The organism is Bacillus sp. P4_E1 (assembly GCF_056401715.1).
On record NZ_JBFUIV010000009.1, the window covers coordinates 177,437 to 189,992 of the forward strand.

The following is a 12,556-nucleotide window of genomic DNA, read 5'->3' on the forward strand; positions in this document are numbered from 1 at the left end:
CATGACGATTCTTTACGAAGGAAAATTAAAACAAAACAACGATTCATTTCACGTTACATTACTATCTTTAGAACATATGGAACAAATTTTATCATTACAAAACGTTATAGTTGAAGTGCTAGAAGATAAAGGTCGTTTACAACCACTCTCGCTAGAAGAATTTCAATACATTCTAGAAGGAAACGGCATGATGATCGGTGCGTTTATACAAAACGAGCTCATCGCATTTCGTGCCCTACTATTCCCTCCTATCGACGATGAACATTTAGGGCTTGATATTGGTCTACCAGAAAGTCAGCTACACCGCGTCATCTATCAAGAAATCTCAAACGTTCATCCAAACTGCCGAGGAAATGGCATGCAAAAAATATTAGCGACAGTCATCATGGATGAATTACAAAAAGAAGACAGCCAGTACGACTATGTTTGCTGCACCGTTGCACCTTTCAACATCCCTAGTTTAAAAGATAAGTTTGCGCAAGGGATGGAAATTGCTGCGCTGAAGGAGAAGTATGGTGGGAGTATGCGGTATGTTTTTATGAAGGAGTTGCGTGGGGATAAGGAAAGAGATTGGTCCGATGTTAAGAGCGTTCCGATGAGTGATGCTGGTGGACAGCAGGCGTTGCTTTCGGAGGGGTATCGTGGGTGTGCGATGGAGAGAATAGACGATACTTTCACTGTGAAGTTTGGACGATAATCTATGTACAAAGAGAACCCTAATTCATTAGGGTTCTACTTTATTTCATTCCACAATCTAAAGTAATAACTAAACCGTCATCTTCCAACTAGATAACGCTAACCAGTTTTCCATTTCCTTATAATCAGGCATTATCTTGCCAACAAGACGCCAAAAAGATCGGTCATGATTTAGATGAACCATATGACACATTTCATGAACAACTACATAATCAATTACTCGCTGTGGTGCCATCGCTAACTTCCAATTGAATGTTAGCTGTAAATTTGAATCACACGTTCCCCATGTGCGGCTACTATCTGTAATACGAATAGAACGCGGCTTTGTTTTGAAGTTACTTTGATGCACTTTAATACTCTTCTCTACTAATGACTTACACTGCTTATAGTAAAATCGTTTTAACGCTTGTTGTATTTTCTCATCCTTAAGTTCATTCACATAAATGTGTAGCTTATCCCCTTCAAAAACTGCATTATCTTGCGTAATACTTGCATCTTGAGAAATCTGTATCGGATACGTATTCCCTAAATACAGAAAGCCCTCTCCTTGATCATAACCCTTTTCCTGTGGTCCAAGCGCTCGCTCCTGCATTTCCTTACGTGTTGCCTGAATCCAATCCCATTTCTCCTCTAACAATTGGACTAAGTATTCAACAGGTGTCCCTTTCGGAGCCTGCACTTCCACATTCCCATACGAATCTACAAAAAGACGCGCCGTCTTTTTCTTCTTATAAGTTATATGAAAATTAATTGTCTCACCTAAATATGTATGTACCATTTCATCACCTAGTGTATTATTTTACAAATAAAAAAGAATAGGACACAAACGCCCTACTCTATCTATTATATCATTTACTGTTTCACCGAACTTATTATCCTCTGTACTTTACACCTAATCCCTTAATGAAATTCCTTGCGTATCTATCGCCGCACTCTTTGTAATGCTTATGGCCTTTCTTTCTTAATAAAGCGCCTAACTCTCCTTTTGTTACGATGACGCCTACGCTATCTAATATATCAAGCACATCTTCACTCGTTAAAGATAGTGCTATTTTCATTTTCTTTAAAAGAAGGTTATTGGCACTCTCCTTGCTCTGTACAGGTGCCGGTTGGCCTGGTTTCGGATCTTGCTTCCCTCTTTTTAAAGTAATAAATCCATTTAAAAATGCCTCTAGCATCATCATGTTGCATGTTAATACGTACTCATCTTCGATTACATCATCATCTTCCGCTTCATGTTGTGGACTTCTCTTTACTTTTGTAAGCATATCAAGTACGTCCTCTTTCGTTACTTCCATCCCGCCAAGTTCAAAGATTTCTACCATATCTATATCTCTTATATCTAAAGCGTATCTTACTCTTTTTAATATATCGTTGTTGCTCATTGCCATTGTATTTCCTCCTGAAATGTTGATTATAGTAATGCTTTTAGCATGTGTAAATTAATATCGTTAAGTTACTACTTTAACATTTTAGAGGTAGGTTTTGTAGTCTTAGGTGGATTAATGCTTTTGGGGATGATTTTAAAACAGCAAAAAGGATGGGATAATCGCGCAAAATTACGGATGGGGATTTACTATTAATTAACACACTTAAAAATGGACTAACCTGATATAGGTTAGTCCATTTCTTTTTATGCAACTCTAATTTAGTGGGCAACTCAAACATGAATGTTACGCAAAATTCAGGTGAAATATATTGATTGTGTTTACTTAGGTTTTCCTTTTTATTTGTGGTACGGTTCACCGTAACTAATCTAAATGAGGTTATTGTTCATTATTTTCATAATTAAATTTAACAAAAAAGGTAGTACCTTCCGAGCCTGTTTGAATTTCTATTTTCGCATTATGCCGGGCAGCAATGGCATAACATATGCCTAATCCCAATCCAGTTCCATTATCTTTGGTCGTGTAAAATGGGGTACCCAGTTTCTCTAATACTTCAGGCCTGATACCTTTTCCTTGATCCCGCACTGCAAGCACCACACAATTTTGACATTCCTTGTAGGTGCTAATGGTTAGAACTTTCCCTGTGCTCATCGCTTCTAAGCCATTACGGTATAGGTTTATTAATAATTGTCGTATCTCATTACGATTTAAAAATAATTCCGGAATGTCATTTGTATCGACTTGAATAGATTTATTTTGATTATACGTATCAATCTTTATTAAAGGAATAATATCGTGGATAATTGAATTTAAATCTAACATCTGCAAATCCGATTTCCTTGTATTACCGATTGAGAGAAATTCAGTAATAATAGAATTGGCACGATCAAGTTCTTCAATCATTAAATTAAAGTACTTATTATGTTTCTCATAGGTGCGCTCTTCTTTTAATAACTGCAAAAATCCTCTTACTGTTGTCATTGGATTTCTAATCTCATGGCTGATACCTGCTGCCATTTGCCCTATTAAATCTATGTTGGATAACCTTTTCAATTCCTGCTCATATTGCTTTTTTTCCGTTATGTTTTTAAAAATACAACAAATACCATCATCATACGGATATGCAATAACTTCGTGCCAATATTCATCAGAGATAGAAAAAAATTCGAAATGAACTGTAATTCGCCCTGACATTGCACGATGAAATTCCTTATACATAACTGCGTCGACGCTACTCGGGAAGACCTCCCATATATTCTTACCTAATACATCTTTTGCTGTTTTTCTTTGTGGAAAATATTGATGCTTATTTACGTACGTGAATTCCCATTTATTATTCAAAGTAAAGAATCCATCCGTAATAATTTCAATCACACTTGTAACTTTTTCATTAGCAGCAGCTAGTTCTCTCGTTCGCTCTTCCACCATGCTTTCAAGTTGATCCATATATAACAAGTTTGAAAACGTAGGAGCTGTGGCATCAACGATAGATTTTGCCAGTTGAATTTGGGAATTATCGTAATTGTGAGCTTTTCCCTCTTTGCCAACGACGATTACCCCTAATACTTCTCCCATTGAAACCAATGGAATCATCAGTAGACCCTTACTATCTATATTTTTTGTTTGAATAACCTCTTGGATCTTGGCTTCATAGCTTTTCTCCATCCAATCCGCTTCTGTCCAATCACAGTCCTTGCTTAACTTCGTTGTTTTGTCTAGCGGGTCTAAAAGGTGGGCAGCCATGTTTTTACTCTCTAAAATCTGTCCTAAGTAAAAAAAACATTTATCAAAACTCTCCTGTATCGAGGAACACATTGATAAATCACGGGTAACATCTAGTAACAGCTGCTTCTCGGCAATAAGGTTTTCCTTTTGTGTTAAATTATTTGCGTTTTGAATTGCGACCGCAGCCATATTTACATAAGCTTCAACACTTTGAATCTCTGAATCTGTTAAGTTCATTGGAACTCCATAATCAAATAAAAAAACCAGACCAAATAACTCTTGTCCAAATGAGATAGGCAGGGCTAATAAGGACTTAATTTTGAACGCATCAACTGGTCTTGGATCCGGCCGATGATCCTTTGAGGTATCAGGGATATAGATGTTTTTTTTTGTTTCAATAACTTCTTTTGCCAGTAAGTCTATTTCAGGATCAATTACCTGAGTATCGAGCGTTACGCCATTTATGGTCTCTGGTTTCCCTGCAAACCCTCTAAATGTTCCATCTTCCTGGGGTAAATAAATTCCAACAGCGTTGCACCTAACAATCTCCTCTGATATCGCCATTGTTACACGCTGCAATACTTCACGTAGTTCTAATTTTGTATTTATTATTTTTGTTATATTCGCGAGCCTAGAATATCTCGTCTGATCACTTAACATTCACATAGCCTCCAAGTTATAGGCATAATAAAATAAACATGATAATATCAGTGAAAATCAAGACCAACCTGCCATTTTCAATTTTCTCCTGTATTCTTTTCTTACCCTTGTTTTACATAGAATACCTCACTTACTTATGATACGGTTCACCTTAATTAAAATGAAACAAACACTCATAAAATTGCTACACCCTATCCCCTCTAACTTTCAAAAGTTACACTGTTTCACTATCTCCATCCTTATCAACACTCGCCTCAAACTTATCAAGCAACGCACGCACTTCATCAGTTGATTTCGTGTTCATCAATTGATTTCTTAGTTCAGCAGCTCCAGGGAATCCTTTTACATAAATTTTGAAAAAGCGATGAAGCCCTGTGATTGAGCGTGGTAGTACTTCTGCATATTGATCTTGAAGATCAAGCTGTAGTCTTAGAAGATCAAGGTGTTCTTTACTGCTATGTTCTCTTGGCTCTTTTTCAAAAGCAAATGGATTTTTAAAGATACCTCGTCCAATCATAACGCCATCAATACCGTATTTTTCAGCAAGTTCCATTCCAGTTTGACGATCAGGAATGTCTCCATTGATTGTTATTAGCGTATTTGGTGCGATACGGTCACGTAATTTTTTAATTTCCGGAATTAGTTCCCAGTGCGCATCTACTTGACTCATTTCTTCTCTTGTACGTAAGTGAATAGAAAGGTTCGCAATATCTTGTTTGAAAATGTGCGTTAGCCAATCCTCCCACTCACTTAACTCTTTAAAGCCAAGTCGTGTTTTTACACTGACAGGTAGTCCACCCGCTTTTGCTGCTTGAATAAGTTCTGCCGCAACGTCTGGACGTAGAATAAGACCACTACCTTTTCCTCTTGATGCTACGTTCGGTACAGGGCAGCCCATATTAATATCGATACCTTTAAATCCTAGCTCTGCCATACCAATACTCATTTGGCGGAAATATTCAGGAGTATCTCCCCAAATATGTGCGACTATCGGCTGTTCATCTTCTGTAAAAATTAAACGGCCACGTACACTTTTCATACCTTCTGGATGACAATAGCTATCCGAGTTTGTAAACTCTGTGAAAAATACATCTGGGCAACCAGCTTCACTTACTACGTGACGAAAAACAACATCTGTCACATCTTCCATCGGTGCAAGTACAAAAAACGGTCGTGGTAAATCATTCCAAAAATTATCTATCATTTCAAATTCAAATCCTCTCACTATGAATACATCTTCAAACTCTCAATTAAAAAATATAAATCCAAATAACACCAGTACATTTGGGCATTTATAATTTGTGAAAATCAGTAATATTTATTTTAACTAAAATCGTTGCTGAATGGTATTTTTATAAACCAAAAAGCAGATGGTATAGATTTTTTCTATATCAACTGCTTTTTTATTATACCAACTTAAGCCAAGCCACACACTCCACATGCGTAGTATGCGGGAACATATCAACAGGTTGTACTTCCTGCGTTTTATATCCGCCTTCTTCTAGCACTTTTAAGTCGCGTGCTAATGTTGCTGGGTTACACGATACGTATACGACGCGCTTTGGCTTCATGTCGATGATTGTGTTTAGTAATGCTTCGTCACAGCCTTTACGCGGTGGGTCTACGACCATTGTGTCGGCGATTACGCCTTCTTTGTACCATTTTGGAATGACTACTTCTGCTTCTCCTACGCCAAATTCAGCGTTTGTCATGTTGTTTAGTGCTGCGTTTCGGTTTGCGTCTTCGATTGCTTCTGGGACGATTTCAACGCCGTACACTTTTTTCGCTTTTTGTGCTAGGAATAAGGAGATTGATCCAATTCCGCAATAGGCATCAATTACTGTTTCGTTACCATTTAATTTTGCGTATTCTAACGTTTTATCGTATAGCACTTTCGTTTGTTCTGGGTTTACTTGATAGAATGAACGTGCTGAAATCGCAAATTTAATGTCACCGATAAAGTCATAAATATATTCTGATCCGTACAGTACTGTCGTTTTGTCTCCGAAAATAACGTTTGTACGTTTCGTGTTTACGTTTTGAACGATTGATTTTACTTCTGGGAATTTCGCTGCGATTTCTTCAATGATTGCTTCTTTATTTGGCAATTCAGCTGTACGTGTAATGAAGACAAGCATAATTTCCCCTGTTACTTGTCCGTAGCGAGCCATTACGTGGCGAAGTGTTCCTTTGTTACGCTCTTCATTGTAAGCCGAAATACCGTGCTTTTCACAAATACGTTTTACTTCTTGAATTAATGTATCGTTTTCTTCCGCCTGAATTAAGCATGATTCCATATTAATGATGTCATGCGTTCCTTGACGATAGAAACCAGCTACAAGTCCACCTTCACGTTCTCCAATTGGCACTTGTGCTTTATTGCGGTATACCCACGGGTTTTTCATGCCAAGTACAGGATGAACAGGAACATCACTTAATCCACCGATGCGCTGCATAACGTCACGTACTTGTTTTTCTTTCGCTTTTAATTGTCCTTCATATGTTAAGTGCTGAAGTTGACAACCTCCGCACTCGTTGTACACGGGGCATTCTGCATCTTTACGATATGGACTTTCTTGATGAAGCTTCATTAAACGACCGAACGCGAAGTTTTTCTTCACTTTAATAATTTTAATTTGCGCTTCTTCACCTGGTAATCCGTTTTTTACGAAAATAGGATATCCCTTCACTTTCGCAACACCGGCACCATCATGTGTTAAATCTTCAAACACTACATCTATAAACTCGTTTTTTTCAACTGGTGGCGTCATTTTTATACTCATTTTCCGACCTCTCTTTTTCATAACACTGCGTTACATTTTATCATACTTATATGGTCTATTTCTATTGGAAGAAAAAAAGCTATTGACGATAGTTCTCTAGTAATGTTACGCTACTACTAATTTAATACGGACGATGTTACCTCATATATAGTCGATAATATGGATCGAGAGTTTCTACCCGGCAACCTTAAATTGCTGGACTATGGGGAAAACTAATGAATATTAGCCTATGTATAAAAAAGACTCCTATTGATTAGCTTTCTCTCATAGATGAAAGTGAATCCATAGGGGTATTTTTTTTATTTTTCAAAAAGGTCAGACATCTTACGTATGACATGAAACTTCCATTACTTTATTTTTAGTAATATAACGAGCGTTTTATGTAAAAACTTTATACGAACTTCTGAAAGGGGCAACTACATGCAATATGTAATGAGCATTATCGGTATTCTTGTCGTTTTAGGTTTATGCTTTGCTTTGTCAAACAATAGAAGTAAAATCAACTTCCGTGCAATTGCTATTATGATTAGTTTCCAAATTTTAATCGGTTGGTTTATGTTTGGCACAAAGATCGGACAGCAAATTATCATCTTCATTAGTAAAGTTTTCAACAAACTAATTAAACTTGGTACGACAGGTGTCGATTTTCTCTTTAATGGAATTCAAAGAGATTTTGTTTTTTTCTTAAACGTATTACTAATTATCGTATTTTTCTCAGCACTACTTTCTATCTTTAGTTATTTAGGTGTTTTACCATTCATCGTTCGTATTGTCGGCGGTGCACTTTCAAAAATTACTGGTTTACCACGCGTTGAATCATTCCACGCAGTAAATTCTGTATTCTTTGGTTCAAGTGAAGCGTTAATCGTTATTAAAAATGATTTACAACATTTTAATAAAAACCGTATGTTTATCATTTGTTGTTCTGCAATGAGCTCAGTTTCTGCCTCTGTAACAGCATCATACGTTATGATGTTAGATGCGAAATATGTATTAGCGGCTCTTCCGCTAAACTTATTCTCAAGCTTAATCGTTTGTTCATTATTAACACCAGTTGATACGAAAAAAGAAGACGAAGTGGTTCAAAAATTTGATAGAAACCTATTCGGAGATAGCCTTATCGGCGCTATGATTAACGGTGCGCTTGATGGTTTAAAAGTAGCTGGTATCGTTGCTGCGTTAATGATTGCCTTCATTGGTGTTATGGAAGTTGTAAACTACGTAATTAGCGCTGCTTCAGGTGCAATGGGATATGCTGTTACTTTACAACAAATCTTCGGTTATATACTTTCTCCATTCGCATTCTTAATGGGTATTCCAACTCAAGATATTATCCCAGCTGGTGGTATTATGGGTACGAAGATTGTATTAAACGAGTTTGTAGCAATCCTTGATTTAAAAGGCGCTACTGCAACATTAGCTCCACGTACAGTTGGAATCGTTACAGTATTCTTAATTAGCTTCGCAAGTATTAGCCAAATTGGTGCGATTGTTGGTACAATCCGTGCCCTTTCTGAAAAACAAGGAAGCATCGTATCAAAATTTGGTTGGAAAATGCTATTTGCATCAACACTTGCTTCTATTTTATCTGCAACAATCGCTGGATTGTTTATTTAATAAAAAATCACCTTACTTGTTTAAGTAAGGTGATTTTTTGATTCTTTATGAAACCGAGTGAAATTCGACCGCTTCTTCTGTATTGATAATCCTATCTTTATATATACCTTTTATTGAAATATAAATGATAGATTTGTTTATGTTTTTTAACTTTCCTAATGAAAAATGATAAAGTAATCCATCGCTTTTTAAGGTCCACATCTTCCCACTCCATGGCCCAGTAGCTTTTTGTTCATCCGATGCCTTTATTTCACCTTCATATTCACACTCTCCAAAAGGAGTTTTAATTGTATTCTTCTCTGTATCAATTCGAATATTTTTAATTAGTTTCAAATTCTCATCAGAGAGAATTTGAATTTCATGGTCTTTCTTTTTAAAAAAGAGTTTTCCGTCTTTTGTATTTATATATTCTGCATTATTCATTTCATCTATCATAAAATCATATTCTTCTTTTGTAATACCCAAGTTTTGATGATAAGGAAAAGTTTTTTTCGGGATAATTTCTTCTTCTGCATACTTCAAATACCAATCTAAATTATTTGTAATGCTAGCGCTCATCTTATTTCCGATTTTCTCCAATTTCTCTTTTATCCCATAAGGAAATTCTAGCGTCATAATATCCGCCGTAACTTCCGCATTCATAAGGCGTGATGGAATATACTCCTCCACACTATTCGCTTTACTCACTTCACTTTGACAACCGACTATGAATAGCGATATGAAAAGGATATATACTAGTTTTTTATATTTCATTTCTGTTCTCCACTCCGTACATCATTCTTACTTACATTTATAGCGGTTCTTATTATAGTCCAAGATCCTGATATTTTAATAGAAACTACTCTAAATATGCAAAATTGCATATTAATAAACCTTTCTCTTACTTTAAAATTAACTTAAATTATTTACCAAAATATACAAATTGCAAATTTAAAATGTTATAATTTGTAAAAATATATTGGAGGATATTATGAAAGCTCACGCCCTTTTCGACTTCTTACACTTACTAGTTTTAAGCATGAAAAGCTATTATGTATGGGGAATGCCAATCTATGTATTCATTATCCCTCTTATTTTTGTAGTAGGTTATATCATTATCAAATCAAATAAGAAACGCAAGAATACCTCTATTCAAAGTCACTAACCTACCATTCACCTAAAAATGATATGATGAGCAAGGGTAAATCCCCACCTCTCTTATAGCGGTGGGGATTTTAATGTAAGCATGCAACATAATACACAATAGAAGGTGATTTTATGAGAAAATACGCAGCGATTGCTTTATGTACATCTGCCATTCTAGCAGGATGTAATACTAGCAATGTAGAGCCTAAAAAAGAAAAACAGGTTCAAGAGGTTAAGAAACAAGAAGAGACGGTGCGGGAACAAGGTAAAATTTCTTATAATCCAATTACGCACGAATCTACAAACGCAAATATTCATATTACAGACATAAAAGATTCTTTAACCGAAGTACAATATAAAATTTGGCGCACTGCTGATGGAAAGGAAAGTGCTAAATCTTTTTCTTCTAAAGAGAAAGATCAACAATTTACACTTCCCTTTGATATAAAAGAATTTGAAGGAAAACGCGGTGAATATCAAATTGAAGCTACAGGAACAACAGAGGGCGGAAAAACTATTCCACTTACGAAATCTACTATTACTTTCGAGCAAAAAGTTCCTGTTCTTATGTACCACGCAATTGATGATTATCATGGACAAGGTATTAAAGATTTATTCGTATCGCCTGCTAACTTTGAAGCACAAATGAAGTATTTAAAAGAAAATGGTTATACTTTGTTAACGTTTGAACGCTGGGGCGATATAAATAAAGTAAACAAGCCGATTTTCGTTACATTTGATGACGGTATGAAAAATAATATGAATGCATTTCATGTTTTACAAAAACTAAAAGACGATACATTTAAACCAGCGGCAACAGAATATATGATTGTTGATAACGTTGATGTAGAAGGAGCTCTTTCTACATCTGAAATAAAAGAAATGGTTGATTCAGGTATTTTTTCTGTACAATCTCACACAGCAACACACGCAGACTTGCCGAAAATTACAAACTATGATGAAGAGTTAAAAGGATCAAAAGAAAAGCTAGAGAAAATAACAGGTAAGCCTGTTATCGCAATTGCTTATCCATTCGGTCATGTAGATGATAAAGTTGTCGCAGAAACAAAGAAACACTATCAATTTGCAACAACAACGAAGCCTGGACAATTCATTACGAAAGGTGAACCTGATGAGTTGTTAAAAATGAAGCGTGTTCGCATACACCATACGACGACTGTAGAACAATTTGCTTCTTCGATTAAATAACTATTAGAGCTCAATACATTTTGAGCTCTCTTTTTACGTTATATTTATATATATTTTTAGAATTTTCTTGTATTATATATAGTAAGAAATCTTTCAAACTAAAGGAGATTATACATATGTCATTTGAACAAACGTTAGAGAAATATGCTGCCCTTGCAGTCAATGTTGGTGTTAATATTCAACCCGGACAAACTTTATCAATCAGTGCACCTCTTGAGGCTGTACAGTTTGTACGCCTAGTTACAGAAAAAGCATATAAATCTGGTGCAAAACACGTATATGTTGATTGGAATGATGAGACGTTAACACGCTTAAAGTTTGATCTAGCTCCTGAAGAAGCTTTCTCTGAATTCCCTTCTTGGAAAGCAAATGCTCGTGAAGAATTAGCAAAAGAAGGCGCTGCATTTATGTCCATCTATGCAGAGAATCCTGATCTATTAAAAGGTGTAGAACCAAAGAAAATTGCAACAGCTCATAAAGTAGCTGGAGAAGCGATGAAAGTATACCGTGATTATGTACAAGCAGATAAAGTAAGCTGGTGCGTAATTTCTGTTCCTACGAAAGAATGGGCTGCAAAAGTATTCCCTGACGTAGCGCCAGAAGAACAAGAAACAAAGCTATGGGATGCTATCTTCAAAGCTACTCGTGCTGATTTAGAAAATCCTGTGGAAGCATGGAAAGAACATGATGAAACACTACATACAAAAGTAGATTACTTAAACGAAAAACATTATAAAGCTCTTCACTATACAGGCCCTGGAACAGACTTAACAATCGAACTTCCAGAGAAGCATGTATGGGCTGGTGCTGGTAGCTTAAATGAAAAGAACGTAGCATTTATGGCTAACATTCCAACTGAAGAAGTATTTACAATGCCTCTTAAAACAGGTGTGAACGGCCAAGTATCTAGCACAAAACCGTTAGCATTTGCAGGTAACATTATTGATAACTTCACGTTAACATTTGAAAACGGACGTATCGTAGACTATAAAGCTGAATCTGGTGAAGAGGCTTTAAAACATTTAGTAGAAACAGATGAAGGTTCTCACTTCTTAGGCGAAGTAGCTTTAGTACCTCATGATTCACCAATTTCAAACACAAATATTTTATTCTACAATACGCTATTTGATGAAAATGCATCTTGCCACCTTGCAATCGGAAATGCTTATGCATTTAACTTAGTTGGCGGAAAAACAATGTCTAAAGAAGAACTTGCTGAAAATGGCGCAAACGCTAGTATTACACACGAAGACTTCATGATTGGATCAGCTGAGCTTGATATCGACGGCATTACAGCTGATGGAAGACATGAGCCGATCTTCCGTAAAGGTAACTGGGCGTTTTAATAAAAAT

10 protein-coding genes and 1 riboswitch are annotated in these 12,556 nt (G+C 36.1%); of the genes, 4 read left to right on the plus strand and 6 right to left on the minus strand.

Annotated features, from left to right (window positions below; genetic code table 11):
- Position 1 precedes the first annotated feature (1 nt).
- The gene (locus tag AC1DS7_RS14905) at positions 2 to 697 is read left to right on the plus strand and encodes a hypothetical protein (protein WP_016103214.1); all 696 of its coding nucleotides are present in this window, start codon (positions 2 to 4) and stop codon (positions 695 to 697) included.
- A gap of 69 nt (positions 698 to 766) precedes the next feature.
- Here the strand turns inward: AC1DS7_RS14905 and AC1DS7_RS14910 are convergent, their stop codons facing one another.
- The 5 genes from AC1DS7_RS14910 to rlmD all read right to left on the minus strand — a co-directional run bounded on the left by AC1DS7_RS14910 (position 767) and on the right by rlmD (position 7,252).
- Positions 767 to 1,474 (minus strand): M48 family metallopeptidase, encoded by a 708-nt coding sequence (locus tag AC1DS7_RS14910; protein WP_016103213.1) that lies wholly within the window; start codon positions 1,472 to 1,474, stop codon positions 767 to 769.
- Positions 1,475 to 1,568: 94 nt separating this feature from the next.
- Entirely contained in the window at positions 1,569 to 2,087 is a 519-nt protein-coding gene (locus tag AC1DS7_RS14915; protein ID WP_002029506.1) for a YehS family protein, read from the minus strand.
- 375 nt (positions 2,088 to 2,462) lie between these two features.
- On the minus strand, positions 2,463 to 4,469 hold the full coding sequence (locus AC1DS7_RS14920; RefSeq protein WP_215588692.1) for a GAF domain-containing sensor histidine kinase: 2,007 nt from the start codon (positions 4,467 to 4,469) through the stop codon (positions 2,463 to 2,465).
- 214 nt (positions 4,470 to 4,683) lie between these two features.
- Positions 4,684 to 5,673: a tRNA dihydrouridine synthase gene (locus AC1DS7_RS14925; RefSeq protein ID WP_002091313.1), complete on the minus strand. Its 990-nt coding sequence runs from the start codon at positions 5,671 to 5,673 to the stop codon at positions 4,684 to 4,686.
- Between the two features lie 202 nt (positions 5,674 to 5,875).
- Positions 5,876 to 7,252: a 23S rRNA (uracil(1939)-C(5))-methyltransferase RlmD gene (gene rlmD / locus AC1DS7_RS14930; RefSeq protein ID WP_002140209.1), complete on the minus strand. Its 1,377-nt coding sequence runs from the start codon at positions 7,250 to 7,252 to the stop codon at positions 5,876 to 5,878.
- Positions 7,253 to 7,373: 121 nt separating this feature from the next.
- Positions 7,374 to 7,475, plus strand: a riboswitch (purine riboswitch).
- A gap of 197 nt (positions 7,476 to 7,672) precedes the next feature.
- On the opposite strand from rlmD, the gene AC1DS7_RS14935 reads away from it, so the two are divergent.
- Positions 7,673 to 8,869, plus strand: a complete 1,197-nt coding sequence (locus tag AC1DS7_RS14935; protein ID WP_002010061.1) for a NupC/NupG family nucleoside CNT transporter — start codon at positions 7,673 to 7,675, stop codon at positions 8,867 to 8,869.
- 45 nt (positions 8,870 to 8,914) lie between these two features.
- Here the strand turns inward: AC1DS7_RS14935 and AC1DS7_RS14940 are convergent, their stop codons facing one another.
- The gene (locus tag AC1DS7_RS14940) at positions 8,915 to 9,622 is read right to left on the minus strand and encodes a hypothetical protein (protein WP_002124912.1); all 708 of its coding nucleotides are present in this window, start codon (positions 9,620 to 9,622) and stop codon (positions 8,915 to 8,917) included.
- 504 nt (positions 9,623 to 10,126) lie between these two features.
- Between AC1DS7_RS14940 and AC1DS7_RS14945 the strand changes: the two genes are divergently transcribed.
- A complete protein-coding gene (locus AC1DS7_RS14945; protein ID WP_016103211.1) occupies positions 10,127 to 11,203 on the plus strand; it encodes a polysaccharide deacetylase family protein in 1,077 nt (358 codons plus the stop codon).
- 116 nt (positions 11,204 to 11,319) lie between these two features.
- Entirely contained in the window at positions 11,320 to 12,549 is a 1,230-nt protein-coding gene (locus AC1DS7_RS14950) for an aminopeptidase (protein ID WP_002029496.1), read from the plus strand.
- Positions 12,550 to 12,556 lie beyond the last annotated feature (7 nt).